Origin of the sequence: Streptomyces sp. MMG1121 (assembly GCF_001280015.1) — a bacterium.
Classification (GTDB): domain Bacteria; phylum Actinomycetota; class Actinomycetes; order Streptomycetales; family Streptomycetaceae; genus Streptomyces.
The window spans coordinates 50,752-76,141 of sequence record NZ_LGDV01000107.1 but is presented as its reverse complement, the minus strand read 5'-3'; the positions used below and the strand labels follow the sequence as shown (position 1 = coordinate 76,141).

Genomic DNA, 25,390 nt, shown 5'->3' with positions numbered 1-25,390 from the left:
GGTCCACCACACCGGACCCCCACAGTCCCCGCGCGGTCTTCGCAGTCGCCGCCGCGGGCGGCCCCGCCCCGTCCGTGCCCCGATCCGCTCCCCGTACGGCTTCGGGCCGGCAATCCCGGCGAAGGGCCTGGCGTACGGACCCGGCACAAGAGCCTAGAGACCGTCCGTGGTGCCGAGGCCGGTCAGGGCACCCACCGGGTCCAGGTCCGGGGTGCCGCGGGGCCACCAGTCGTCGCGGCCGGGCTCCGATTCGTACGCGTACCACAGGCCGTCGTGGCCGAGGCGGAGCTGGACATGGCCCTGGGGGTGGGTGAGGTGATTGCGCCAGGGGCGGAACGCCGGGAGGTCCGCGGCGAGCAGCAGCGGGCGGGCCCGGTCGAAGCGGCCGGCCGGCGGGTCCCACGGCTCCTCCAGGACGGCCAGCCCGGCGGGCCCGCCCTGCCGCCAGGCGGCGACGGCGCGCGCCAGATCGGACGGGGTGCGGCCGACGGCCGTGGCCAGGGCGGAGTAGAGGGTGCGGGTGGTGGCGGTGAGGCCGGAGCCGGGGCGGGCCGCGGCCAGGCGCACCGCGTCCTGCCACAGGGTCAGCTCCCCCACCGGATCCCGCCCGGTGCCGAGCAGCGCGTGCGCGCGGGCGGCGGCGTCGGTCGCGAGCTGGTCCAGCGCGAAGGGGTCCGGGCCGCCGGGCGCCGCCGGATACGCCGGTGGCTGCCCGGGATGCGGCGGCAGCGGCAACGGCGGGGGCAGCGGCGGGAGTCGACGGGGCGCGAGGGCGTCGGTGGCGCGCACGCCGGGCAGCGACTGCGGCTGCCGGTCCTGGGCGGCGGGGGCCGCCTGGGCAGCGCTGCGCCGGGACAGCGCGTCGAGCAGGTCCTTCTCGCCCCGGCCGCGCAGCAGGAGCAGCACGAACGGGTCGGCGTCGAGCAGCCGCGCCGTCTGGTAGCAGAGCGCGGCCGCGTGCTTGCAGGGGTGGCCGGAGTCGGGGCAGTTGCAGCTCGGGTCGAGGTCGCCCGGGCCGGGCAGCAGCGGCACACCGCACTCGGCGAGCGACTGGGGCAGCTCCTTGTCGAGCAGCGCGGCGATGTGCCCCGGCCGGTCGGCGGCCGCGTCCAGGAACCGCGCCCAGTCCTCCTCGGCCAGCGTCCGGACCCGCACCTGCACGCGGTACGGCCGTGGCCGGCTCCCGCGCACGTACGCCAGCACGAGCCCCGGTGTCACAGTGATCGCGTCGACCTGGCCCTGATCGGCGTAACCACGTCCCCGCGCCACCCGCTTGGCGTCCAGCGCACCCTGCTCCAGCGAGGTCACCCACGCGTTGCCCCACCAGGTCCCGGCGAACTGTGCGCCCTCACCGGCGGCTCCGCGCGGCGCGAACGCCGGGAACGTGCGGCGCAGTTCGGTGTCGCGGTGGGGGGCGGCCATGGTGGTGGGCAGGTGCGGGTGCACGGGGGTCGGGGTGTCCTCGGCGTCCGGGGCGCAGGGCGTGTGCGCGGGTGCCCAGGCCGCGTACGCGGGGGGTGGCTCGGCGGAAGGGGCGGGCGGGGCGGACCTGGTGCGCGTGGCTGCCCAGTGCGACTCGGCGGAGGGGGCGGACGGGCTGTGCGGGGGCGGCGGCGCGGGTGTCGCGTGGTCCCGTTCGATGTGCTCGGTGGGGTCGCCGTTCGTGTCCGTGGTCCCTGCCTCCTCCTCGGCGTCGTCGGGCCACGCCGGCATCCGGAAGGCGTTGGCCAGGTAGTGCCGCATGTCCTGGGCGGCCTTCGTGCGAGGCGTCCGGGAGTCGGGTCCGTGGCCGGACGCGCTGCGCGCCGCCGAGGCGGCGGAGGCACCGGTCGTGCGCAGCCCGCGTCGGGTACGGGGCTCCCCCACCCGCCGGCCACGCGCGGCGGCCTCCTGCGCCTCGGCCTCGGCCCGCAGGGTCTCCCGCCGGGCCGCTCGCAGCGCTTCCCTGGCGACATCGGCGGGGCGGCCACCCGGCGCGACGGCGGGGCGGGCCGCAGGCGCCGGAACGAAGGGCTTGTCCTGGGCCGCGCAGGTCGCGTCGGCTGGTGCCGTGGCGTCTGCCGGCTCAGGGGCGGTGGTCGGTGTGGTCGGGTCCGCAGGTGCACCCGTGTTGGGCGGAGCGGTGAGGGGGGCCGGTGCGCTCACCTCGGGCGAAGCAGTGATAGTGGCCGGAGCGCTCACCTCGGCCGGAGCAGTGACAGTGGCCGGTGCGGCGGGGGCGGCTGGGGTCGTGCCGGCCCGGAGCGCCGCTCGCGCCGCGTCGCCCGGCCTCGGATCGGTGCGGGCAGGGTGTTCCGCCGCGGGCTCGGCCGGGCCGTCCGGGGCCTCCGCCGCAGTGCCGGCTGTCGCCTCCCCGGTCGCGTCTGTTGCCCCCTCGCCCGAACCTGCTGCCCCCTTGCGCTCGACGCCCGCGTGCTCCCGCACGGCACGCAGAGCACGACGGGCCGCCTCACGGGAAGCCACCGCCTCCGTCGAGCCCGGCACTCCCTCACCCATGCCCGGCGCCTCCTCGCTCCCGCCGCCCTTCCGCTCCCGTGCCGCCCGCAGGGCGCGGCGGGCCGCGTCGGCGGGGCGTGGGTTGGGGGGCGTCGCGGGGTGCTCCGGTGGGAGACTCATGGCGTCCTCCGGAGGGAGACCAGGTCGGACAGCTCGCGGTCGGTCAGTTCGGTCAGGGCCGCCTCGCCGGAGCCCAGGATGGCGTCGGCGAGGGCGCGCTTGGCAGTGAGCATCTCGGCGATGCGGTCCTCGACCGTGCCCTCGGTGACCAGGCGGTGTACCTGGACGGGCTGGGTCTGGCCGATGCGGTAGGCACGGTCGGTGGCCTGCTCCTCGACGGCCGGGTTCCACCAGCGGTCGAAGTGGATGACATGGCCCGCGCGGGTGAGGTTGAGGCCGGTGCCCGCCGCTTTCAGGGACAGCACCAGGACCGGGGTCTCGCCGTCCTGGAAGCGGTCGACCATGCGCTCGCGCTCCGGCACCGGTGTGCCGCCGTGCAGAAGGTCCACCGGGATCGCGCGGGCGGACAGGTGCGCGGTGATCAGGCGGGCCATGCCGACGTACTGGGTGAAGACGAGCGCCGAGCCGTCCTCGGCGAGCAGGGTGTCCAACAGCTCGTCCAGCAGGGCGAGTTTGCCGGAGCGGTGCGCCAGGCGGTCCTTGCGGGACTCCTCCTTCAGGTACAGCGCCGGGTGGTCGCAGATCTGCTTCAGGGCGCCCAGGAGCTTCAGGACCAGGCCCCGGCGGGCGATGCCCTCGGCGGTCTCGATGGCGAGCAAGGACTCGCGCACCACCGCCTCGTACAGCGCGGCCTGCTCGCGGGTGAGCGGTACCGGGTGGTCCGTCTCGGTCTTGGGGGGCAGCTCGGGGACGATGCCGGGGTCGGACTTCCTGCGGCGGAGGAGGAACGGCCGTACCAGACGGGCCAGGCGGGTGACTGCCTCCGCGTCCTCGCCGTTCTCCACCGCGCGCGCGTGCCGGGCACGGAAGGACTTCAGGGGGCCGAGGAGGCCGGGAGTGGTCCAGTCGAGCAGGGCCCACAGTTCGGAGAGGTTGTTCTCGACGGGGGTGCCGGTCAGCGCCACGCGGGCCGGTGCCGGGATCGTGCGCAGCGCCTTGGCCGTGGCCGAGTAGGGGTTCTTCACGTGCTGGGCCTCGTCGGCGACGACCATGCCCCAGGGGCGGTCGGCGAGCTGTGCGGCCGCCGACCGCATCGTGCCGTACGTGGTGAGGACGAAGCCGCCCTCGAGGCCGTCCAGGGTGCGGCCCTGGCCATGGAAGCGGCGGACGGGGACGCCGGGCGCGAACCGGGTGATCTCCCGCTGCCAGTTGCCGAGCAGGGACGCCGGGCAGACGACGAGGGTCGGCTCGGTGCGGGCCCGTTTCAGGTGCAGGGCGATGAGGGTGACGGTCTTGCCGAGGCCCATGTCGTCCGCGAGGCAGCCGCCGAGGCCGAGGGAGGTCATGAGGTCGAGCCAGGCCAGGCCGCGGAGTTGGTAGTCCCGCAGGGTGGCGTTCAGGCCAGGCGGCGGGTCCGCGGGGTGCAGGCCCGCCGTGAGGCGGTCACGCAGGGCCGCCAGGGCCCCTACGGGGACGGCTTCGACGGTCTCGCCGTCGACCTCGGCGCTGCCGGTGAGCGCCAGGGACAGCGCGTCGACCGGGTCGAGCAGGCCCAGTTCGCGCTTGCGGGCCTTGCGGACCAGCGCCGGGTCGACGAGGACCCAGCGGTCCCGGAGCCGTACGACCGGCCGGTGGGCCTCGGCGAGGGAATCCATCTCGGCCTCGCTGAGCGGGTCGCCGCCCAGCGCCAGCTGCCAGCGGAACTGGAGCAGGTCCTCGCTCTCGAAGAAGCCGGTGCCGTCGGTCGCCGAGCCGGGTGCCGGGCGGACCACGGCGGCGGCCGTCAGATCGCGCGCGAGGTCCCGGGGCCAGTGCACGGCGACCCCGGCGGCGGCCAGCCGGGCGGCCGCGACCCCGAGCAGCTCGCCCAGCTCCTCCTCGGACAGGGCGAGCACGTCGGGCACGTCCTGTTCGGCGAACCGGTCCAGGGGCGCCCACACGCGGGCCGCGCGCCGTACGGCGAGAGCGGCGTCCACGCGCGCGCGGGGGCCGAACGCCGTGTCGGCCTCACCCGCCCACAGGGCTGCCGCGTCGGCCACCAGGGTGGGGTCGGCGAGGCTGTGCACCTGCACGATCGCCGCCCCGGCGGCGCGCGCGCCGCCGCTCGCGCCGCTGTCGAAGACGGCGGACGCGGACAGGTCCAGACGGAGCGAGATCCGCACGCCCGCGTCCATGCCGGCGGCGACCTCGGCCGCCCACGCGTGGGCCTGGGGCAGGGCCACGGGCTCCCGGGCGGCGAAAGGCCGGCCGACGGTGTGCGGGGCGGCCGGGGTGCGCGGCAGGGTGTCGGCGACCGCGTCCAGGAAGGAGCGGACCAGGGCCTCCGGCTCGGGCAGCCGCAGCGGGCCGGGATCGGGGAGCGGCACGGCGTGGCCCTCCGGGGGCAGGGCCGCGGCCACCGCGCGCAGATGGGCGATGTCGTCGGGCTCCAGCGGGCCGGCCCGCCAGGCGTCATGGCCGCCCGGGGTCAGGCCCGGCAGCAACCGGCCGCGGGCGACCAGCCGAAGCGCGTGCAGCGCGGCGGCGCCCCAGCAGGCCGTCGCCGGGTGGGCGGCCGGATCCCGGCGGGCCCGGACCAGCAGCGGCAGGGCCTCGGCGAGCGGCAGGGACAGCGCGGGGACCTGCCGGCGGCGCACGCTCGCACCCTGGCGCCGTACGACGGTCAGTTCCCCGGTGTCGCCCGGGCCGGGCAGGGGGCCGCCGGCCGGGTCCCAGAAGGCGATGCGGCCCTCGCGCGGCAGGGGTGCGGGCAGATAGACCGACGCGAGGCGCACCGGGACCGGGCTTCCGGTCCCGGTGCCCTCCACGCGCTCGGCCACAGCGGCCGTGCCTGCGTTCATACGTCCTGCCACCTCCCGCCCGTGTGCCGGATCAGACGTCTTCGACTGTACGGGCGGGGTCTGACAATCGGTCCCGGACACCGGCCGGGGCCGGGGCTACGGCACCGTGCGCGAGACGACGTACACCATCGGACTGCTGGGGTCGGACATGTTCACGACCACGTCCTGGGTGGGCGCCGGGTTCTTCTGCGTGTGCGTGAGGCCCCACCAGGGGCCGGTACCGGTGAACTGCCAGCCGCTGACCTTCTGGTCGCGGGCGCCGACGGCGACGTCGCCCTTCTTCAGCTCGTCCCGGCGTGCCCCCATGGACTGCAGGAATGCGTCCAGGCCGGCCGCGTTGGTGCGGAACTGCACGTAGAGGCGGCTGGTCTTCCAGTTGTTCGTCTCGTAGGAGGCGATGGAGTCGGCGGGGCGCGGAACGGGCACCTGGTAGAGGCGGCGCTGCACCTTCGACGGAAAGCCCGGGGTGAGGCCGGTCGCCGCGTACTTGGCCTCCTTGTCCTTGCCGCTGTTGCGGCTCTGGTTGGCGGAGATCACCAGGTAGCCGGCCGGGACGCCGATGAGCAGGCCGATGATCAGCAGTGTCAGGGCCCGGCGTCTGGCCTTGTGCCGCGGGTTCTCGGCGGGCCGGCGCGGCTCGTCCGGCGGGGCGGCCTGGCGGGGCAGCGACGCGGTCATGCGGTGTCCCGATCGCGACGGGCCTGGGCGTAGCGCTCGTACCGTTCGTAGCGCTCCACCCGGCGGCGCTTGGCGCGGCGGAACCGGCGGGCGACCAGCCGGGCCAGGTCGGCGGCGCCGACCATGCCGGCTTCGGGGCCGAGCTGGGCGCGGGTGATGCGGGCCTCGGGGCGGTAGCCGCGGCCGGTGAGGTGGCGCTTGAAGGCGTCCCGGGCCGGGCCGATGAGCAGGTCGTCGGCGGCCGAGACCCCGCCGCCGATCACGAAGCAGGAGGGGTCGAGGGCGGCGGCGAGGTTGGCGATGCCTACGCCGAGCCACTGGCCGATGTCCTGGAGCAGTTCGACGCACATGGCGTCGCCGTCGCGGGCCAGCTCGGTGATCATCGGGCCGGAGATCTCGTCGATGTTGCCCTTGACGTGCTCGATGATCCCGTACGCCACCGGGGAGTCGGCGGCGGCCAGCTCCTTGGCCTCGCGCACGAGCGCGTTGCCGGAGCTGTACTGCTCCCAGCAGCCGCGGTTGCCGCACGGGCAGCGGTGGCCGCCGGGCACGACCTGCATATGGCCGAACTCACCCGCGACGCCGTACTTGCCGCGCTTGACCTGGCCGTCCTCCAGGATGGCGCCGCCGATGCCGGTGCCGAGCGTGATCATGACGAGGTGGTCCTCGCCGCGGCCGGCACCGAAGCGCCACTCCGCCCAGGCGGCGGTGTTGGCGTCGTTGTCCACGAGGACCGGCACGGAGAGGCGGCCGCTCAGCCGGTCGCGCAGCGGTTCGTTGCGCCAGGACAGGTGCGGGGCGAACAGGACGCGGTTGCGCTCCGCGTCGACCCAGCCGGCGGCGCCGATGCCGACCGCGTGCACGTCGTGCCGGTCGGACAGGTCCAGGACCAGTTCGACGATGGTGTCCTCGACGACCTTGGGGCTCTTGGACTTGTCCGGGGTCTCCGTGCGGAGCTTCTCCAGGATGTTGCCGTCGGCGTCCACGACGCCCGCCATGACCTTGGTGCCGCCGATGTCGATGCCGACCGTCGGCACACGGGGTGCGGTCAGGTGGGAGCGGCGCTCTCGTGTGCCCACGGTGCGCAGGACCGGGGCTCGGCGGGAGCCTATGGGGGCGGTGAGGTCGCGGTAGGTGCTCATCGTTCGTCGATTCTGCCTCACCGTGGGTATGGGTGCCGTACGGGGCGGGAGAGGGGCGGGGCCGGGGATGCGTCGTGGTGGATCACGCCCACGTGGGCGGACCGCACGTCGGCACAGCCCCGCACCCCCTAACCACGCTGCAGTTCGTGGCGCAGTGCGTCCAGGTCGGATCCGCCCGCCATCTGCTGCGTCAGTTCGTCCAGTGTGATCTCGTCGCGTGTGTAATTGCCCACCATCGTGCCGCGGCGGAGCAGGACGAAGCGGTCACCCACCAGGTACGCGTGATGCGGGTTGTGGGTGATCAACACGACACCCAGGCCCTCGTCCCGTGCCGCGGCCACATATTTGAGGACCACACCGGACTGCTTCACACCCAGTGCTGCCGTCGGCTCGTCGAGGACCAGGACCTTCGCACCGAAATGGACCGCCCGGGCGATCGCCACGCACTGGCGTTCGCCGCCGGAGAGGGTGCCGATGGGCTGGTCGACGTCCCGGAGGTCGATGCCCATGCGCAGCAGGGCCTCGCGGGTGGTGCGGCGCATGAAGTCGGTGTCCAGGCGCTTGAAGGGGCCGGCGCCCTTGCGGGGCTCGGAGCCCAGGAAGAAGTTGCGCCAGACCGGCATCAGCGGGACGACGGCCAGGTCCTGGTAGACCGTGGCGATGCCCCGGTCCAGGGCCTCGCGCGGGGAGGACAGGCGAGCCTCCTCGCCCTCGATCCGCAGGGTTCCGGCGTCGTGGCGGTGCAGGCCCGCGATCATCTTGATCAGGGTCGACTTGCCCGCGCCGTTGTCGCCGAGGACGCAGGTGATCTCGCCCGCGTGGACCTCCAGGCAGACGCCCTCCAGGGCGCGGACGTTGCCGTACTGCTTGGCCACGTCGGTCAGCTCGACCAGCGGCGTGCGCTCGGTGGTCTCGGTCATGTCGTCGCCTCCGCGCGTTTGCGGACCCAGGTGTTGAGAAGGGTCGCGAGGAGCAGCATCGCTCCGAGGAAGAACTTGAACCAGTCCGGGTTCCACTCGGCGAAGACGATGCCCTTGCTGGTCATGCCGAACAGGAGCGCACCCACCGCCGAGCCGACGGCGCTGCCGTAGCCTCCCGTGATCAGGCAGCCGCCGATGACGGCCGCGATGATGTAGATCAGCTCGTTGCCGACGCCCTCGCCGGACTGGACGGAGTCGAACGAGAAGAGCAGGTGCTGGCCGGAGATCCAGGCGCCGAACGCCACTCCCATGTAGAGGCTGATCTTGGTCTTGGCGACCGGGACGCCCACCGCGCGGGCCGCGTCCTGGTTGCCGCCGACGGCGAAGATCCAGTTGCCGGCGCGGGTGCGCAGCAGGATCCAGGAGGCGAGGGCGACCAGGCCCAGCCACCACAGGATCGTGACCTTGAAGTCGACGCCGCCGACCGTGAGGGTCGAGGCGAACACGTCGCGGGCGCTGGGGAAGCCCTCCATGTCGGCGATGGTCTTGGTGGAGACCGTGCCGTCGATCAGCTTGGTGAGGCCGAGGTTCATGCCGGTCAGCATCAGGAAGGTGCCGAGCGTGATGATGAAGCTGGGCAGCTTGGTACGGGTGAGCATGAAGCCGTTGAAGGCGCCGATGGCCAGGGTGACCAGCAGGGACACCCCCACGCCGACCCAGGTGTTCGCCGTCATCTGGTAGCTGAACATCGAGGAGACCAGCGCCGAGGACGTCACCAGGACGCCGGCCGACAGGTCGAACTCGCCGCCGATCATCAGCAGCGCCACCGGCACGGCCATGATGCCGATGGTCGAGGAGGCGTACAGGACCGTGCTGAGGCTGGCGGCGTGCAGGAAGCCGCCGGCGGTGAAGGCGAAGAAGACGAAGACGGCGAGCGCGCCGACGACCGAGCCCAGTTCCGGCCGGGCGAGGAGCTTCTTCAGCGGCGAGGTCTGCAGAATCCTTTCATCAGCCGTCTTCGGGACCGTCGTGCTCATCGGGTGCCCCGCTCGGTGTACTCGGCCAGCGCGGACGCCTGGTCCTTGGTGATGATCTGCGGGCCGGTCAGCACCGGCTTGCCGCCGCCGAGGACATCGGCGTTGTACTTGTACAGCCACAGCAGGTCGACGGCCTGGTAGCCCTGGAGGTACGGCTGCTGGTCCACGGCGAAGCCGAGGGTGCCGTCCGTCAGCTCGGCCGCGACCTTGGCGTTGAGGTCGAAGGTGTCGATCTCGGCCTTGCTGCCCGCGTCGTTCTTCGCCTTCACCGCGGTGTCGGCGTACGGCGCGCCGAGGGTGACGACGGCGTCGAGGGACGTGTCCGCCTGGAGCTTGGCCTCGATCGCGGACTGCACGTCGGGCATGTTGGTGCCGTTGACGTAGAGCTTCTGGAGCGTGCCGTGGAAGGTCTTGGCGACGCCGTCACAGCGCTGCTCGTGGCCGACGTTGCCCTGCTCGTGCAGCACGCACAGGGCCTTCTTCTTCCCGCGCTTGTTCAGCTCGTCGCCGACGGCCTCGCCGGCGACGGTCTCGTCCTGGCCGACGTGGGCGAGGGCGCCGAAGGCCTTGGACTCCGCGGAGCCGGAGTTCACCGTGATCACCGGGATGCCGGCCTTCTCGGCGCGGGCCACTGCGGCCTTCATGGCGTCCGGCTTGGCGAGGGTGACGATGATGCCGTCGACCTTCTTGTCCACCGCCGCGTCGACCAGCTGGGCCTGCTGCTGGGCGTCGTCGTCGTGCGAGTACAGGAAGTTGATGTTGTCCTTGACGGCGGCCTGCTTGGCGCCGCTCTGCACGATGTCCCAGAAGGTGTCGCCGTCGCCCGAGTGGGTGATCATCGCGAAGGTCCAGCGCGGGGTGTTCACCGCCGCCCTGCCCTGGGCCGCGGCGGCCTTGCGGGCGTCCTCGGCCCGTTTGCCGCCGGTGCTGCTGCATCCGGCGAGGGAGATGCTCAACGCCCCCGCCACCGCGATGCCTACCCAGGTCCGAAACCGTGCCACGAGGCCGTGCCCTTCTTGCTGTGTGCGTGCGTCCTGTGTTCCTGCGGACGTGGGGCCGCCGATCATCTCGGCGGCCCCAAAAACTCCAGTATCGAACACGGTGAACACTCATGACACAGCCGGGGCGAGGCTACGGGTCGTATTGTCCGGACATTGCGACGAACTCGGCCCCGGGGATCAGGGACGTACGAGCAGCTGGAACTCGAAGGAGTAGCGGCTCGGACGGTAGGTGTGATCGCCGAACTCGACCGCGCGGCCGGTGTCGTCGAAGGTGGTGCGCTGCATGGTGAGCAGCGGGGCACCCTCGGCCTCGGCGAGCCGCTCGGCCTCGGCGGCCGTGGCACCGCGGGCCCCGATGGACTGGCGGGCGCTGTGCAGGGTGATCCCGGCGGAACGCATCAGCCGGTACAGGCCGGTGGCCTCCAGCTGGCCGGTGTCCAGGTCGAGCAGACCCGGCGGGAGGTGGTTGACCAGGTACGCCATCGGTTCGCCGTGCGCGAGGCGCAGCCGTTCGATGCGGTGCACATCGCTGCCCTCGACGACGCCGAGCGTGGCCGCGACCGCGGCGGAGGCCGGCACGACGGTGTTGACCAGGACCTTGGTAGCGGGCCGCTGGCCGGCCGCCTCCAGGTCGTCGTAGAGGCTGCTCAGCTCCAGCGGGCGCTTGACCTGGCTGTGCACGACCTGCGTGCCGACGCCCCGGCGGCGCACGAGGAGCCCCTTGTCGACCAGGGACTGGATGGCCTGGCGGACGGTCGGCCGGGACAGGCCGAGCCGCGCGGCCAGCTCGATCTCGTTGCCGAGCAGGCTGCCCGGGGTGAGGCTGCCGTGCTCGATCGCGGCCTCCAGCTGCTGGGAGAGCTGGAAGTACAACGGCACCGGCGAACTGCGGTCCACACGGAGGTCGAGCGCGACGGTCGGGTCCACATCAGGTTTCGGCACGGGCCCGAGCGTAGTCGCGTGACGGGTTGACGGGAAGTTGTGTAGTCCGATTGTCCGGACATATGCATTGACAGCGCACGGGATCCACCCTCACTTTGATTCCATGCGCATCGGGGTCATCGGTACGGGCCGCATCGGCACCCTTCACGCGAGAACGCTCAGCCGCCATCGCGAGGTCGGCTCGCTGATCCTGACGGACGTGGATCCGGCGCGGGCGCAGGAACTGGCGTACCGGCTGGGCGAGACGGCGGCGCCGGGAGTGGACGAGATCTTCACCTGGGGCGTGGACGCGGTGGTGATCACCACCGCGACGGCGGCGCACGCCGAACTGATCGGCCGGGCGGCCCGCTCGGGTCTGCCGGTCTTCTGCGAGAAGCCGATCGCGCTCGACCTGCCCGGCACGCTGCACGCGCTCACCGAGGTGGAGACGGCCGACACGATCCTGCAGATGGGGTTCCAGCGGCGCTTCGACACCGGGTACGCCGGCGCCCGGGAGGCGGTGCGCTCGGGGCGGCTCGGGCGGCTGCACACCGTACGGGCGATGACCTGCGACCAGTCCCCTCCGCCGGCCGAGTGGCTGCCGCTGTCCGGCGGGCTGTTCCGGGACACGCTGATCCACGACATCGACGTGCTGCGCTGGGTGACGGGCCGTGAGGTGGTGGACGTGTACGCCACCGGCTCGGACGCCGGGCCCGCGATGTTCCGCGAGGCCGGCGACGTGGACACCGGTGCGGCCCTGCTCACCCTGGAGGACGGAACGCTGGCCACGGCGACCGCGACCCGGCTGAACGGCGCCGGCTACGACGTCCGCATGGAGCTGGCCGGGGAGCGGGACACGGTCGTGGTGGGCCTGGACGACCGTACGCCGGTGGCGTCCACCGAGCCGACCGGGCCACCGCCCGCCCTCCGGCCGTGGACGGGCTTCCTGGAGCGGTTCGGGCCCGCCTACGAGGCCGAGCTGAACGCCTTCGTCGAGGTGGTGCGCGGCGAGCGGCCCAACCCGTGCGACGGCCACGAGGCCCTGCAGGCGCTGCGGATCGCCGAGGCCTGCGAGGTCTCCCGGCGGGAGCGCCGGCCGGTACGGCTCACGGAGATCCCGGACCGGGTGCAGCCCTCGTACGGCTGATGCCCGGGGTCGCTCACCAGCGCACGGGCAGGCTCCGCATCCCTCTCATCAGCAGGCCCGGCAGCCACTCGCCCGGTGTGCCGTCGAGCGCGAGGCCGGGGGCGCGGCGCAGGAGGGTGCCGACGGCGATGCGGCCCTCCAGACGGGCCAGGGGTGCGCCGAGGCAGAAATGGATGCCGTGGCCGAAGGCGAGATGGCCGCGGGTGTCGCGGTGGATGTCGAACCGGTGCGGGTCGCCGAAGCGGTCGCCGTCGCGCTGGGCGGCGGTGAGGCTCACCACCACGTGCTCGCCCTTCTCGATCGCCGCGCCGGCGATCTCCAGGGGCTCGGCGGCGAACCGGTACGTGGCGCTGTGCACCGGGCCCTCGTAGCGCAGCATCTCCTCGACGGCGCCGTCCAGGAGGTTCATGTCGGCGCGCAGGGCGGCCAGTTGACCGGGGTGGGCGAGAAGGGCGTGGACGCCGTTGCCGATGAGGTTGACGGTCGTCTCGTGGCCCGCGACGAGCAGCAGGAAGGCCATGCCGCGCAGTTCCTGCGCGGAGAGCCGGTCGCCGTCCTCTGCGGTGGTGCGGATCAGATCGCTGAGCAGGTCGTCGGTGGGGCCGGAGCAGCGCTTGTCCTCGATCAGGTCGGTGAGGTACGCGCCGAGGCGGACGACCGCGTCGTTCGCCGTCTGCTCATCGGCCGGTGCGACCACCCCGGTGGACAGCTTGCGGAACTCCTCGCGGTCCATGTCCGGGACGCCGAGCAGCTCGCAGATGACGGTGATGGGCAAGGGGTAGGCGAGGGAGCCGATGAGGTCGCCGCGGCCCGCCGGGAGCATCTCGTCGAGAAGCTCGTCGGTGATCTGCTGGATCCGCGGGCGCAGTTGCTCCACCCGGCGCATCGTGAACGCGCGCGTGACCAGGGAGCGCAGACGGGTGTGCTGCGGCGGGTCGGTGGCCAGCAGGTGCTTGCCGACCATCTCCTGCTCCAGGATGGTCACGCCGATCTTGCTGGTGTCCTTGGCCAGCCGGAGGTCGGCGAGGGCCGCCCGTGCCTCCTCGTACCCGACGATCAGCCAGGCCTCGTCCGCCCAGCCCGGCAGCCGGACGCGGTGCACCGGGCCCCGCTCGCGCAGCCGGGCGTACTCCGGATGCGGGTCCGTGCGCAGTTCGTCCCCGAACTCTCCCAGGTCCACCACGTCTTGCCTGTCCATCGCTCCCCTTCCGGACTCCCCCGAGGCCCACCGGGCTCTCCCGGTACAGGGACAACGCCCGGCTACGGCCTTTAGTGCCCGTCCTCGTCGAGATGTCCCGCGTCGTAGGCGAGCAGGGCGATCTGGACCCGGTTGTTGAGGTCGAGCTTGGCGAGGATGCGGGAGACGTGGGTCTTGACGGTGGCCACGCTCATGAAGAGTTCGGCGGCGATCTGGGCGTTGGCCAGGCCCCGGCCGACGGCGACGGCGACCTCCCGCTCGCGGTCGTTGAGCACGGCGAGCCGCTCACGCGCGCGTGCCTGCCGGGAGTCGGCGGCGGTACCGGCCGCGTGCCGCATCAGCTGACGGGTGACGGCGGGTGACAGCACCGGTTCCCCGGCCGCGACCCGGCGTACCGCGTCGACGATCTCGGCGGGCGAGGTGTCCTTCAGGACGAACCCGGCGGCGCCCGCGCGCAGGGCGTGCAGCACCTGTTCGTCGGCGTGGAAGGTGGTGAGCACCACGACCTGCGGGGCGTCAGCACGCGCGCGTAGCCGCCGGGTCGCCGTGAGCCCGTCCACCGACGGCATGCGGATGTCCATCAGGACGACGTCGGGCCGGGTGCGCCCCACGAGCTCCTCGACCTCGGCGCCGTCGGCGGCCTCCCCGACGATCTCGATGTCCTCGGCCCCACCCATCATCAGCGTGAGTCCGGCGCGTACCAACGGGTCGTCGTCCACCAGGAGAAGTTTGATCGGCGTCATGGGCTCCAAGAAATCACGAGCGGGCAACGCGTCGCTCAGTTCCACGGCAGCCAGGCCCGGATCTCGAACCCGCCGTCGCCCGTGCTCCCGTGCTCCAGGCGCCCGCCGGCCAGGGTCGCGCGTTCCGTCAGGCCGATCAGGCCCTGGCCGGAACCGGGGACGGGCGGGGCGTCGGCCTGCGGCGGTGGGTTGGTGACGGTGATCGTGAGGCCGTCGCCGAGCGTGCCGGTGAGGCGGAGCGTGACCTCGGCGCCGGGGGCGTGCTTGCGGGCGTTGGTCAGGGCCTCCTGGGCGATGCGGTAGGCGGTGCGGCCGACGGAGGCGGGCACGGCGGCGGGGTCGGCGACGCGGTGGTCGAGCGTGATCTTCATCCCTGCCTCGCGGCACTCGGTGACGAGCGGGTCGAGCGCGGCGAGCGTCGGCTGGGGGCGGCCGCCGGCCGCGTCGTCGGAGCCGCCGGTGCGCAGCACGCCGATGATCTCCCGCAGGTCTTGGAGGGCCTCGTGGGCGCTCTCCCGGATGACACCGGCGGCCCGCACGACCTCCTCCCGGGGCGCGTCCGGCCGGAACTCCAGGGCTCCGGCGTGCACGCTGAGCAGGGTGAGCCGGTGGGCGAGCACGTCGTGCATCTCGCGGGCGATGTCCTCGCGGGCGAGGCGCTGCGCCTGCTCGGCACGCAGCCTTGCCTCGGTCTCCGCGCGGTGTGCCCGGTCCCGCAGACTCAGCATCAGCAGCCGCTTGGAGCGGACGAACATGCCCCAGCCGACGACGCAGACGGTGAGCAGCAGCGCGAAGACCAGGGAGGCCGTGTACCCCAGGCCGGTGTCGGGGCGCAGCCAGTAGTAGAGCGGTACGAGGGCGAGATTGGCGCCGGCGATCCAGGCGACGTAGCGGAACGGCCGGTGCACGGCGACGGTGAACAGGGCGGCCAGGGAGGCCCAGCCGGACGTCGAGGAGACGAAGGCGACCGCGATCATCGCGACGGCGAGACCGACCGGCCAGCGGCGGCGCAGCCAGACGGCGAGACAGGACAGGGCGCCCAGCACCACGTCGGCGACGACGAGGCCCTCGGGCACGTCCGGATGCCGCACCAGGGACACGGCGGTCACCAGATACAGCAGGCCGACCAGCAGGAAGCAGCTGGTGTCGACGGCCCAGTCCCGGGCCGTGCGTCGCGGCCGGCGTCCCGCGGGGGCCGCGTCCGGGTCCAGTTCCCGGACCACGGCGGACGGGAGCATCCAGCGGCGCAGCCCGTTGCCGGGGAGGGGGGCCGGACGGGGTCGGTCTTCACTCACAGTCGACAAATCTACGCAGCGGCCGGTGCCCGTGACGGCCCCGCCCGCGTGATCGGCTACCAAAGTCGCGGGCTCATCGACTTTCGGCGGCGCGGGCCCGGACGCCGCTCGCCCCGCGGCCCGGGGTAGGGGGGTGGCCGCGGGGCGAGGTTGCGGGTCAGACCTGTCGTGCTGTTCCCTCGGGTCCTGTCGTCCGGCTCAGCAGCCGAAGTCGATCAGGTTGAACGTGACGTAGTGATCGGAGGTGTAGTAGTCCTCCTGCGTCTCCTCGCCGGTGATGATGCGCCGGGTGCCGCGCGTGGAGGAGCCGGGGGTCTTCACCGTGTACTCGTGGTAGTAGCCCGACGACTGGCTGGGCAGGACGCCTTCACGGTTGGAGAAGACGGTGCCGTCCTGCGAGTACGGGTAGGGGCCGCCCTGGGCGATCAGGTCCAGCGTGTCGTGCGCCTGCGACGGCAGGGCGCTGTAGCAGATGCTGCCGACCGAGTCGGCCGCGGCGTTCGCCGTGGTGGCGGAGACGGTGCCGCCGACGACGAGGGCGGACAGGAGCGCGGCCGCGGCGCCGATGCGAGTGATGCGTGGGGGGAATCTCATGCCCTCATGATGACGCGCGTAGACGTTGGCATGTCAACGACAAAGTTGAAGATTTTCCGTTCAAGTCCGATGAGTTTTCAGGAAGTTAACCTGCCGTCCTGCGTCCCCACGCGGTCCCCACAAGCACCAGACCGCCGCCCGCGAGGCCGAGCGCGCCGAGCCGTTCCCCGCCCAGCGCGATCCCGGTCGCGGCGGCCCACAGCGGCTCGGTGCCGAGCAGCAGGCCGACCCGGGACGCGGATGTGCGACGTACCGCCCACATCTGCACGAAGAAGGCGAAGACCGTGCACAGCACGGTGAGGAACAGCAGCCCGGCCCAGTCCCGCGCGCCGAGGTCCGCCGCGACCTCCCAGGGCGCAGGACCGCCGGAGACGACCGACAGCAGGGCGAAGACGGCGACGGACGCGCCGAGCTGGACCGTGGTGAGCGGCAGCGCGTCGGCGCCCTGTACGGCCCTGATCCGGGACATGGCGAGGACGTGCACCGTGCGGGCGAACGCGGCGAGCAGCATCAGCACATCGCCGACCGAGGGCTGGGTGAAGCCGCCGCCCTGGGTGAGCAGGACGACGCCGAGGACCGACAGCAGCGCCGCGCCGAGGAAGGCCGGGGTGGGCCGGGTGCGCGTGACGGCGGCCTCGGCGAGCGGGGTGAGGACCATGGTGAGGCTGATGATCGGGCCGGCGTTGGTCGCCGAGGTGTGCACCACCCCGTAGGTCTCCAGCAGGAAGATCCCGCTCAGGATCAGCCCGAGCAGGGCGGCGCCGCGCCACTGGGCGCCGGTGAGCGAGCGCAGGGCGCGGCGTCCGGCGACGGCCAGGACGGGCACGGCGAGCGCGAAGCGCAGGACCAGGACGGCCAGCACCGTACGGGTGGTGGTGATGTCCTTCGCGGCGAGGTAGCTGGCGCCCCAGCAGACGGCGACGAGCAGGACCGGCAGGTCGGTGTGCCAGGCGCGGCGGGGCAGGGCGGCGGCGCCCGGTACGGCGATCGAGGACATACGGGCGGCTCTCCCGGTCTCCGAAGGAGTTGCGGAGACGTCGGCGGCTCGCGCGGGGCGGGATCACCGTACCGGCCGTGACGATCTTCGGCCAGGGTTCACGCGCTGCTCAGGCGTCTTTCGGGGAGTCAGAACGACCCGTACTCGGGGTCGCCCGCCAGGTCGTAGCTCTGGATGGAGACGCCCGCGCCGGTGACGCGACCGCCGGTGTGCCGGAAGCGGGTGGGGACCGTGCCGTCCGGGAACAGCCGGCGGCCGGTGCCGAGGACGACCGGGAAGGTCAGCAGGTGCAGGGTGTCGAGCAGCCGGAGGTCGATCAGGGAGCGGACCAGGGCGCCGCTGCCGTGCACCTGGAGTTCGCCGTCCGTGCGCTCCTTGAGGGCCTGGACCTCCTTGGCCAGGTCGCCGCCGATCACGGTCGTGCCGGACCACTCGGGTGTGTGGAGGGTGGAGGAGACGACGTACTTCGGGAGTGCGTTCAGCCGGGAGGCGATCGGGTCGGCGGGGTCGGTCTTCCCCGGCCAGTAGGCGGCGAAGATGTCGTACGTACGACGGCCGAGCAGGAACGCGCCGGCTCGGTCGAAGGCCTCGGTGGCGAACCGGCCGAAGTCCTCGTCGCCGAACGGATGGGTCCAGCCGCCGTGGACGAAGCCGCCGCTGAGGTCCTCCTGGGGGCCGCCCGGGGCCTGGTGGACGCCGTCGAGCGTCACGAACACGGTGGAGACGAGCTTGCTCATGGCGGGTGCCCTCTTCCGGGTGCGGGGTCTGCTGTCATCACCTCAGACCCCGCCGGCACCCGGAACTCATCGGTCAGCCGGCGTGCGTGGAGAACAGTCCGCCGGTCGGGCCCTGCTTGTCACCGCCCTGGGCCTTCTTCAGGGCGTTGGCGAGGCTCTCGATGGTGAGGGACTGCAGGATCACCCGGCCGTTGCCCTCCAGGGTGGCCAGGGACAGGCCCTCGCCGCCGAAGACGGCGTTCATGATCCCCTGGCGGTTGAGGCCGCCGACGCGCTGGACGCCGTACTGGATGCCCTCCTCGAAGGCGACCACACAGCCGGTGTCCACCTCGATCCGGCCGCCGAAGTCGGCGGGGTTGAGGTCGATGAAGTTGCCCGCGCCCGCGATGATCACCGTGCCGTACCCGGTGAACTTCTCCAGGACGAAGCCCTCGCCGCCGCTCATGCCGGTGCGGCCGCCGGCGAAGGCGATGCCGAAGTCGACGGTGGACTCGGCGGCCACGAAGGCGTCCTTCTCGGCGAACCAGGCGCGCGTGCCGTCGAGTTCCAGCGCGCGCATCTCGCCCGGGAGCACGCCCGCGAAACCGACCGTGCCCGCACCGCCCTGGGAGGTGAAGTACTGGAAGGCCAGCGACTCGCCCGCGAGCACGCGCTGGCCCACCTGCATGGCGGTGCCCATGGCCTGGCGCAGCAGGCCGCCCATGCCCGAGCCGCCGCCCTGCCCCTGCTGCCCGCCGTTTGCGGACGGGCCGGACAGCCGCGTGTCCATGGTCACGTTCGTCGTCTTGAACAGGAACTTTCCGGCCTCGCAGTACACGGTCTGGCCGGGCTGCAGGTTGACGACCGCCATCTGCATGGCGTTGCCGACGATCTCTTGCTGAAGGGTCACGTGGACAAGAACGCAGGAGGAGGACCGGAGAGTTCCAGGGATCCGTGAGCCGGGTCCGTACGGGTGACACGCGGGGCGCCCGGTGCTGTCCAGGCCGGGGCGCCCCGCGCGCGTGCGGGGTGGGTCAGCCGCCCAGTTCCTGGTGCCGGGCGGCGAGCCGGGCCGCGCCGTCCTCGGTCAGGGAACCGAACAGCCTGAGGCGGGAGATGCCGCCGTCGGGGAAGATGTCCACGCGCGCGTGGGTGCCGACGGCCGGGGCCGGGAGCACGAAGCGGTGGTTGGTGTCGGGCTGGAGGCGGGTGCGCGGCAGGATCTCGACCCAGTCGCCGTCCTCGCCGTCCTTGACCGAGACCGAGGCCCAGCCGGCGCTGTTGCCCTTGAGATAGGCGGTGTCGATCTCCACGGCGCGGATCTGCGCCTGCGCGACCAGCTGGTAACGGATCCAGTCGTTGCCCTGGTCGCGGCGGCGGCGGGTCTCCCAGCCGTCGTCCATCTTGCGGGAGCGGCCCGGCTGGATGGTGTTGGTGGCCGGGGAGTAGAAGAGGTTGGAGGCGTCCTCGACCTGGCCGCCGTTCTCCAGCGCGACCACGTCGAAGGTGCCGAGGACCGCGAGCCACTCGGGGTCCGGGACGACCTCGCCGTACACGCGCAGGCGGGCGATGCCGCCGTCGGGGTGCTGGTTGACGCGCAGGTGCGTGAAGCGCTGCTCGGCCGATACGGAGAATCCGTTCGCCGCGTGACCACCGACCGGGGTGCGCGGGACGATCGTCGTCCACTTCACGTCGTCGCCGAGCAGTTCCTCCGGGGACGGGGAACCGGGCACGGACGCGGCCTCGACCGAGACCGCCTGCGGGTAGTTGCCGCGGAAGTGGGCCGTGTCGACGACGATCCCGCGGATCACGCCGGGCGCGCCGAGGCGCACCAGTGCCCAGTCGTGGTCCTCGGCCGTCGGCCACGGGTGCTCGGCGGAGACACCGCGCCGGCGGCGGGTCTCCCAGCCGTCCATGATCTTGCCCTTGTGCCCGAAGTGCTCGGGGTCGAACTCGGCCCGCTCGGGCACCAGCAGGTTCTCGCGCTGGGCGAAGAACTCGTCGTTGGCGGCGACGACACCGGCGCCGAGCTGGCGGTCGGCGAGGTTGGCGTACTGGGTGAAGGGGAAGTCGGCGGTGCGGTAGTCCGCGTACGGGTCGCCGCCTCCGTAGGGGCTCGCGTCGCCGGTGAAGCTGGGTGTCGCCGTCACGGTGATCAGGGGTTCCTTTCTGCGCGTCGGCCGGTTGCGGGTGCGGGGGTGGCTTACTGGGGGCGGGTGAGCAGCGTGCCCTTCGGCTCCGTGAACTCGCCGCCGTCAACGATGCGTTCGCCGCGCAGCCAGGTGGACTTCACGACGCCGTACAAGGTCTTGCCGGCGTACGCGGTGACCCGGTTGCGGTGCTGGAGGGCGGCCGGGTCGACGGTGAAGGTCTCGTCCGGTGCGAGGACGGCGAAGTCGGCGTCGTGGCCGGGCGCGATGGCGCCCTTGCGCGCGTCGAGGCCGACCAGGGCGGCCGTCTGCGTGGACATCCAGCGGACGACGTCCTCCAGGCCGTATCCACGCGCGCGTGCCTCGCTCCATACGGCGGACAGGCTCAGCTGGAGGCCGGAGATGCCGCCCCAGGCGGTGGCGAAGTCGTCGGTCTTCAGGTCGGCGGTGGAGGGCGAGTGGTCGGTGACGACACAGTCGATGGTGCCGTCGGCGAGTGCCTCCCACAGCAGGTCCTGGTTGGCGGCCTCGCGGATGGGCGGGCAGCACTTGAACTCGCTGGCGCCGTCCGGGACTTCCTCGGCCGTCAGGGTGAGGTAGTGCGGGCAGGTCTCCACGGTGATCCGGACCCCCTCCGCGCGGGCGGCGCGGATGAGCGGAAGCGCGTCGCTGGAGGACAGGTGCAGGACGTGCACGCGCGCGTGGAGCCTCTTGGCCTGCGCGATCAGGGTGGCGATGGCCGTGTCCTCGGCGTCGCGCGGGCGGGAGGCGAGGAAGTCGGTGTACTTGGGGCCGCCGTGCTGCGGGGCGGCGGCGAGGTGGTGCGGGTCCTCGGCGTGCACGATCAGCAGCCCGTCGAAGCCGGCGATCTCCGCCAGGGACTGGGCGAGCTGGTCCTGATGGAGGTGCGGGAACTCGTCCACGCCGGACGGGGACAGGAAGGCCTTGAAGCCGAAGACGCCGGCGTCGTGCAGCGGGCGCAGGTCCTTCACGTTGTCGGGCAGGGCACCGCCCCAGAAGCCGACGTCTATGTGCGCCTTGTCGCGGGCCACGTCCTGCTTGGTACGCAGGTTCTCGACCGTGGTGGTCGGCGGGAGGGAGTTGAGCGGCATGTCGACCAGGGTGGTGATACCGCCGGCCGCCGCCGCACGCGTGGCGGTCCAGAAGCCCTCCCACTCGGTGCGGCCGGGGTCGTTGACGTGCACGTGGGTGTCAACCAGGCCGGGCAGCAGGACGTGGTCACCGACGTCCTCGAGCCGGGCCCCGGGCGGGACCTCGGCGTCGTACGGCAGGACGGCCGTGATCTTCCCGGCCGACACGGTGACCGTGGCGGCCCGTGTCCCTTCCGGAGTGATGACGCGCGTCGAGCGCAGGACCAGTTCAGCGTCGGACACCCGAACCCCTCTCTGTACCGCCGTTTTACGTTCCAGAAACGGGATTTACACCCACGTAACGGATTTCAACGTTCTGTTGAAGGAGTCTTCACTCCGACTTCTCCGCCGTCAAGGGGCACACTTCCGGACAACGTGTACCCCGCACCCACTCTGGACGTTTCCACAAAGCGGAATTAGAATTTCAGCAAGCAGAACGTAGCTACGTACAAGCAGGGAGTCAACCGGCTGCCGGGTAGGCTTCTGCCTTCCTGCCAGCCCCCGAAAGGAACGTGCCGTGCCGACGTCCAGCGCCAGCACCACCGACTCCACCAAGCCCTCCGCCGGGGGCGGTGTCCAGTCCCTGGAGCGCGCCTTCGACCTGCTCGAGCGGATGGCGGACGCGGGCGGCGAGGTCGGTCTGAGCGAGCTGTCCGCGACCAGCGGGCTGCCGCTGCCGACCATCCACCGGCTGATGCGCACCCTGGTCGCCTGCGGCTACGTACGCCAGCAGCCGAACCGGCGGTACGCGCTCGGCCCCCGGCTGATCCGGCTCGGCGAGTCGGCGTCCCGGCTGCTCGGCACCTGGGCGCGGCCGTACCTGGCCCGGCTGGTCGAGGAGACCGGCGAGACGGCGAACATGGCACTGCTGGACGGCGACGAGATCGTGTACGTGGCGCAGGTGCCGTCGAAGCACTCGATGCGGATGTTCACGGAAGTGGGCCGACGCGTGCTGCCGCACTCCACCGGTGTCGGCAAGGCACTGCTGGCGAGCACTCCCGATGAGGAGGTGCGGGCGCTGCTCGCCCGGACCGGGATGCCGGCCGCGACCGAGAAGACGATCACCACGCCCGACGGGTTCCTGGCGGCGCTGGAGGACGTACGGCGGCTGGGGTACGCCGTCGACGACAACGAACAGGAGATCGGGGTGCGGTGCCTGGCGGTGTCCGTGCCGGAGTCTCCGACGGCGGCGGCGATCTCCATTTCCGGGCCTGCCGGGCGGGTGACCGAGGCCGCGACCGAGAAGATCGTGCCGGTGCTGCAGGGGATCGCCGTCGAGCTGTCCCAGGCTTTGGCCAGTTCGGGCGCCTAGCCGTCCACGCGGCGCGGCCGCACAGCGCTACGGCCCCGCGCGCCTGAGGCAGGTCTGAGCACCCCGCACCCCTAAGCCCTCGGTGATTCCCCGAACAGGTCCACCGCCTCCCGGACCCCGCTCAGGCCCCTCGCCAGGGCGCTCACCGAACCGATCGCTCCCGCGATCAGCAACAGGGAGCTGCGCAGGCGCGGGATCTCCGGCGCGCCGCCGGAGGCCATCGCCGCCAGGGCCGCCAGTTCGTCCTCGGCGATGACACGGTCGGGAAACTCGGAGGGCAGGGCGGCGAGTTCGCGGCGCAGGCGGGCCACCGCGGTCCGCAGTTCCGCCACCCTCGGATCCTCGTCGCTGCCGATCACCGGTCTCTGCCCCAAGCTCCGCAACACAGGCCTCCCCCTCACACGCCGTCGTGCGCGGGTCAGTAAACGCCACCGTGTCCGGGAGCGCCACCGCGCGGACCGAAATTCAGCCCAAGGGAACCGGCCGCCGGGCTCCGCGTCGGGTATGCAGGACGCATGACGGACACACATCACGAGGAGGTCGCCGGACTGCTGCTCGCCGCCGGCGGCGGCCGGCGGCTCGGCGGGCGGCCCAAGGCACTGCTGGAGCACCGGGGACGGTTGCTGGTCGAACATGCCGTCGGTGTGCTGCGCGCGGTCGGGTGCGAGCGCATCCATGTCGTCCTGGGGGCGCGGGCCGACGAGGTCCGGGCGCGGGCCGGGCTGGACGGCTGTGTGCTCGTGGACAACCCCGACTGGGCCGAGGGCATGGGCTCCTCGCTGCGCGCCGGGCTGGCCTCGCTCGACGGTACGGCAGCGCGCGCGGCCCTGGTGAGCCTCGTCGACCAGCCGGGCATCGGGCCGGCCGCGGTGGCCCGGGTGCTCGGGGCGTACGAGGACGAGAAATCGCTGGTGTCGGCCGCCTACGACGGTGTGCGCGGGCATCCCGTGCTCTTCGGCGCGGCCCACTGGGCGGGCATCGCACACGCCGCCACCGGGGATCGCGGGGCCCGCGCCTACCTGAAGGAGCATGCGGCGCTCGTCCGGCTCGTGGAGTGCGCGGACGTGGCCGAGCCGTATGACATCGACACCGAGGCCGACCTGCGCCACCTTGAGTGAACGGGGTGGCACTGGGCGCCACCTTTCCTCGACTCAGAGAATCTCGATATCAACAAACCATTGAAGTTCCACGATGAGGAAACTACTATCCACTGTTCAGAAGCGCCTGCCCGCACAGTCGGCGCTGATTGCCCTATTCGTGCCTCTTGGCACGTGGTGCCACCGCTGAAGGAAGTGACAGCTCATGTCCGCACCAGCGCCGTCCCCGCTGGCCATCGTCGACGCCGAGCCCCTGCCCCGGCAGGAAGAGGTCCTCACGGACGCCGCGCTCGCCTTCGTGGCGGAGCTGCACCGGCGGTTCACCCCGCGCCGTGACGAACTCCTCGCCCGCCGGGCCGAGCGCCGCGCCGAGATCGCCCGCACCTCCACGCTCGACTTCCTTCCGGAGACCGCCGCGATCCGCGCGGACGACTCCTGGAAGGTCGCCCCGGCCCCGGCCGCGCTGAACGACCGGCGCGTCGAGATCACCGGCCCCACCGACCGCAAGATGACCATCAACGCGCTCAACTCGGGCGCGAAGGTCTGGCTCGCCGACTTCGAGGACGCCTCCGCCCCCACCTGGGAGAACGTGGTCCTCGGCCAGATCAACCTGGTCGATGCCTACACCCGGAACATCGACTTCACCGACCCGAGGTCCGGCAAGTCGTACGCCCTCAAGGCCGACGAGGAGCTGGCGACCGTCGTCATGCGGCCGCGCGGCTGGCACCTGACCGAGCGCCACCTCGTCGACGCCGACGGCACGCCCGTCCCCGGCGCCCTCGTCGACTTCGGCCTCTACTTCTTCCACAACGCCCAGCGGCTGCTGGACCTCGGCAAGGGCCCGTACTTCTACCTGCCGAAGACCGAGTCGCACCTCGAGGCCCGGCTGTGGAACGACGTGTTCGTCTTCGCACAGGACTACGTCGGCATCCCGCAGGGCACCGTCCGCGCGACCGTGCTGATCGAGACGATCACGGCCGCGTACGAGATGGAGGAGATCCTCTACGAACTCCGCGACCACGCCGCCGGGTTGAACGCCGGCCGCTGGGACTACCTGTTCTCCATCGTGAAGAACTTCCGGGACGGCGGCGCCAAGTTCGTCCTGCCGGACCGCAACGCCGTCACGATGACCGCCCCGTTCATGCGGGCGTACACCGAACTCCTCGTCCGCACCTGCCACAAGCGCGGCGCGCACGCGATCGGCGGCATGGCGGCGTTCATCCCGTCCCGCAAGGACGCCGAAGTCAACAAGGTGGCCTTCGAGAAGGTCCGCGCCGACAAGGACCGCGAGGCGAACGACGGTTTCGACGGCTCCTGGGTCGCCCACCCGGACCTCGTCCCGATCGCCATGGAGTCCTTCGACAAGGTCCTCGGCGACAAGCCGAACCAGAAGGACCGGCTGCGCGAGGACGTCCACGTCGAGGCGGCCGACCTGATCGCGATCGACTCGCTGGACGCGAAGCCGACGTACAACGGCCTCGTCAACGCCGTCCAGGTCGGCATCCGGTACATCGAGGCCTGGCTGCGCGGCCTCGGCGCGGTCGCCATCTTCAACCTGATGGAGGACGCGGCCACCGCGGAGATCTCCCGCTCGCAGATCTGGCAGTGGATCAACGCGGGCGTCGAGTTCGAGAACGGCGACACCGCCACGCCCGAGCTGGCCCGCAAGGTCGCCGCCGAGGAACTGTCCGACATCCGCCAGGAGATCGGCGAGCAGGCCTTCGCCGCCGGCCACTGGCAGGAGGCCCACGACCTGCTGCTGACGGTCTCCCTGGACGACGACTACGCCGACTTCCTCACCCTGCCGGCGTACGAGCAGCTCAAGGGCTGAGTCC

General features: G+C 72.4%; 22 protein-coding genes. 4 read left to right on the top strand and 18 right to left on the bottom strand.

What is annotated here, in order from left to right:
• Positions 1-153 precede the first annotated feature (153 nt).
• From ADK64_RS42710 to ADK64_RS10785, 8 genes are all read right to left on the bottom strand, one after another.
• Positions 154-2,616 carry an SWIM zinc finger family protein gene (locus tag ADK64_RS42710; RefSeq protein WP_078992597.1) on the bottom strand — a complete coding sequence of 821 codons (2,463 nt, stop codon included), beginning with the start codon at positions 2,614-2,616 and terminating at the stop codon, positions 154-156.
• Positions 2,613-5,456, bottom strand: coding sequence for a DEAD/DEAH box helicase (locus tag ADK64_RS10815; protein WP_053657527.1), 2,844 nt, complete (start codon positions 5,454-5,456; stop codon positions 2,613-2,615). The genes ADK64_RS42710 and ADK64_RS10815 overlap by 4 nt, the downstream gene beginning before the upstream one ends.
• A 96-nt stretch (positions 5,457-5,552) precedes the next feature.
• Positions 5,553-6,134 (bottom strand): hypothetical protein, encoded by a 582-nt coding sequence (locus ADK64_RS10810; RefSeq protein WP_053657525.1) that lies wholly within the window; start codon positions 6,132-6,134, stop codon positions 5,553-5,555.
• Positions 6,131-7,276, bottom strand: coding sequence for an ROK family glucokinase (locus ADK64_RS10805; RefSeq protein ID WP_053657523.1), 1,146 nt, complete (start codon positions 7,274-7,276; stop codon positions 6,131-6,133). The genes ADK64_RS10810 and ADK64_RS10805 overlap by 4 nt, the downstream gene beginning before the upstream one ends.
• Positions 7,277-7,404: 128 nt before the next feature.
• The gene (locus ADK64_RS10800; protein WP_053657521.1) at positions 7,405-8,196 is read right to left on the bottom strand and encodes an ATP-binding cassette domain-containing protein; all 792 of its coding nucleotides are present in this window, start codon (positions 8,194-8,196) and stop codon (positions 7,405-7,407) included.
• Positions 8,193-9,233, bottom strand: coding sequence for an ABC transporter permease (locus ADK64_RS10795; protein WP_053657520.1), 1,041 nt, complete (start codon positions 9,231-9,233; stop codon positions 8,193-8,195). Before ADK64_RS10795 ends, ADK64_RS10800 begins: the two co-directional genes overlap by 4 nt.
• The gene (locus ADK64_RS10790; protein WP_053657518.1) at positions 9,230-10,234 is read right to left on the bottom strand and encodes a sugar ABC transporter substrate-binding protein; all 1,005 of its coding nucleotides are present in this window, start codon (positions 10,232-10,234) and stop codon (positions 9,230-9,232) included. Before ADK64_RS10790 ends, ADK64_RS10795 begins: the two co-directional genes overlap by 4 nt.
• A gap of 177 nt (positions 10,235-10,411) precedes the next feature.
• Entirely contained in the window at positions 10,412-11,161 is a 750-nt protein-coding gene (locus ADK64_RS10785; RefSeq protein WP_053657515.1) for a GntR family transcriptional regulator, read from the bottom strand.
• 118 nt (positions 11,162-11,279) lie between these two features.
• Between ADK64_RS10785 and ADK64_RS10780 the strand changes: the two genes are divergently transcribed.
• Positions 11,280-12,302 carry a Gfo/Idh/MocA family oxidoreductase gene (locus tag ADK64_RS10780; RefSeq protein WP_053657513.1) on the top strand — a complete coding sequence of 341 codons (1,023 nt, stop codon included), beginning with the start codon at positions 11,280-11,282 and terminating at the stop codon, positions 12,300-12,302.
• Between the two features lie 13 nt (positions 12,303-12,315).
• On the opposite strand, the gene ADK64_RS10775 is transcribed toward ADK64_RS10780, so the two are convergent.
• The 9 genes from ADK64_RS10775 to allB form a co-directional block, all read right to left on the bottom strand.
• The gene (locus ADK64_RS10775; RefSeq protein WP_199829564.1) at positions 12,316-13,500 is read right to left on the bottom strand and encodes a cytochrome P450 family protein; all 1,185 of its coding nucleotides are present in this window, start codon (positions 13,498-13,500) and stop codon (positions 12,316-12,318) included.
• 71 nt (positions 13,501-13,571) lie between these two features.
• Positions 13,572-14,243 carry a response regulator gene (locus ADK64_RS10770; protein ID WP_053657511.1) on the bottom strand — a complete coding sequence of 224 codons (672 nt, stop codon included), beginning with the start codon at positions 14,241-14,243 and terminating at the stop codon, positions 13,572-13,574.
• Between the two features lie 35 nt (positions 14,244-14,278).
• Complete coding sequence (locus tag ADK64_RS10765) at positions 14,279-15,538, bottom strand: histidine kinase (RefSeq protein ID WP_420712953.1); 1,260 nt, start codon at positions 15,536-15,538, stop codon at positions 14,279-14,281.
• A gap of 198 nt (positions 15,539-15,736) precedes the next feature.
• Positions 15,737-16,132: a ribonuclease gene (locus ADK64_RS10760; RefSeq protein WP_053657508.1), complete on the bottom strand. Its 396-nt coding sequence runs from the start codon at positions 16,130-16,132 to the stop codon at positions 15,737-15,739.
• Positions 16,133-16,217: 85 nt separating this feature from the next.
• Positions 16,218-17,129, bottom strand: a complete 912-nt coding sequence (locus ADK64_RS10755) for a DMT family transporter (protein ID WP_053657506.1) — start codon at positions 17,127-17,129, stop codon at positions 16,218-16,220.
• Between the two features lie 128 nt (positions 17,130-17,257).
• Positions 17,258-17,866: a dihydrofolate reductase family protein gene (locus ADK64_RS10750; protein ID WP_053657504.1), complete on the bottom strand. Its 609-nt coding sequence runs from the start codon at positions 17,864-17,866 to the stop codon at positions 17,258-17,260.
• A gap of 73 nt (positions 17,867-17,939) precedes the next feature.
• Entirely contained in the window at positions 17,940-18,755 is an 816-nt protein-coding gene (locus tag ADK64_RS10745; protein ID WP_078992596.1) for an AIM24 family protein, read from the bottom strand.
• Between the two features lie 124 nt (positions 18,756-18,879).
• Positions 18,880-19,995: an allantoicase gene (gene alc / locus ADK64_RS10740; RefSeq protein ID WP_053657502.1), complete on the bottom strand. Its 1,116-nt coding sequence runs from the start codon at positions 19,993-19,995 to the stop codon at positions 18,880-18,882.
• A 53-nt stretch (positions 19,996-20,048) separates the two neighbouring features.
• Positions 20,049-21,389, bottom strand: coding sequence for an allantoinase AllB (gene allB, locus ADK64_RS10735; protein ID WP_053657500.1), 1,341 nt, complete (start codon positions 21,387-21,389; stop codon positions 20,049-20,051).
• A 274-nt stretch (positions 21,390-21,663) separates the two neighbouring features.
• On the opposite strand from allB, the gene ADK64_RS10730 reads away from it, so the two are divergent.
• Positions 21,664-22,458 carry an IclR family transcriptional regulator gene (locus ADK64_RS10730; RefSeq protein WP_053657498.1) on the top strand — a complete coding sequence of 265 codons (795 nt, stop codon included), beginning with the start codon at positions 21,664-21,666 and terminating at the stop codon, positions 22,456-22,458.
• 71 nt (positions 22,459-22,529) lie between these two features.
• On the opposite strand, the gene ADK64_RS10725 is transcribed toward ADK64_RS10730, so the two are convergent.
• The gene (locus tag ADK64_RS10725) at positions 22,530-22,844 is read right to left on the bottom strand and encodes a DUF5955 family protein (protein WP_078992595.1); all 315 of its coding nucleotides are present in this window, start codon (positions 22,842-22,844) and stop codon (positions 22,530-22,532) included.
• Positions 22,845-22,973: 129 nt separating this feature from the next.
• Between ADK64_RS10725 and ADK64_RS10720 the strand changes: the two genes are divergently transcribed.
• Together ADK64_RS10720 and aceB are read left to right on the top strand one after the other, a co-directional pair.
• On the top strand, positions 22,974-23,576 hold the full coding sequence (locus ADK64_RS10720; protein ID WP_053657494.1) for a nucleotidyltransferase family protein: 603 nt from the start codon (positions 22,974-22,976) through the stop codon (positions 23,574-23,576).
• Between the two features lie 184 nt (positions 23,577-23,760).
• A complete protein-coding gene (gene aceB / locus ADK64_RS10715; protein WP_053657492.1) occupies positions 23,761-25,386 on the top strand; it encodes a malate synthase A in 1,626 nt (541 codons plus the stop codon).
• Positions 25,387-25,390 lie beyond the last annotated feature (4 nt).

Excerpts from the sequence above, each read along its gene's own strand:
- ADK64_RS42710 (WP_078992597.1), bottom strand. The coding sequence starts at position 2,616 with ATGAGTCTCCCACCGGAGCACCCCGCGACGCCCCCCAACCCACGCCCC.
- ADK64_RS10815 (WP_053657527.1), bottom strand. The coding sequence starts at position 5,456 with ATGAACGCAGGCACGGCCGCTGTGGCCGAGCGCGTGGAGGGCACCGGG.
- ADK64_RS10810 (WP_053657525.1), bottom strand. The coding sequence starts at position 6,134 with ATGACCGCGTCGCTGCCCCGCCAGGCCGCCCCGCCGGACGAGCCGCGC.
- ADK64_RS10805 (WP_053657523.1), bottom strand. The coding sequence starts at position 7,276 with ATGAGCACCTACCGCGACCTCACCGCCCCCATAGGCTCCCGCCGAGCC.
- ADK64_RS10800 (WP_053657521.1), bottom strand. The coding sequence starts at position 8,196 with ATGACCGAGACCACCGAGCGCACGCCGCTGGTCGAGCTGACCGACGTG.
- ADK64_RS10795 (WP_053657520.1), bottom strand. The coding sequence starts at position 9,233 with ATGAGCACGACGGTCCCGAAGACGGCTGATGAAAGGATTCTGCAGACC.
- ADK64_RS10780 (WP_053657513.1), top strand. The coding sequence starts at position 11,280 with ATGCGCATCGGGGTCATCGGTACGGGCCGCATCGGCACCCTTCACGCG.
- ADK64_RS10775 (WP_199829564.1), bottom strand. The coding sequence starts at position 13,500 with ATGGACAGGCAAGACGTGGTGGACCTGGGAGAGTTCGGGGACGAACTG.
- ADK64_RS10770 (WP_053657511.1), bottom strand. The coding sequence starts at position 14,243 with ATGACGCCGATCAAACTTCTCCTGGTGGACGACGACCCGTTGGTACGC.
- ADK64_RS10760 (WP_053657508.1), bottom strand. The coding sequence starts at position 16,132 with ATGAGATTCCCCCCACGCATCACTCGCATCGGCGCCGCGGCCGCGCTC.
- ADK64_RS10755 (WP_053657506.1), bottom strand. The coding sequence starts at position 17,129 with ATGTCCTCGATCGCCGTACCGGGCGCCGCCGCCCTGCCCCGCCGCGCC.
- ADK64_RS10750 (WP_053657504.1), bottom strand. The coding sequence starts at position 17,866 with ATGAGCAAGCTCGTCTCCACCGTGTTCGTGACGCTCGACGGCGTCCAC.
- ADK64_RS10720 (WP_053657494.1), top strand. The coding sequence starts at position 22,974 with ATGACGGACACACATCACGAGGAGGTCGCCGGACTGCTGCTCGCCGCC.
- aceB (WP_053657492.1), top strand. The coding sequence starts at position 23,761 with ATGTCCGCACCAGCGCCGTCCCCGCTGGCCATCGTCGACGCCGAGCCC.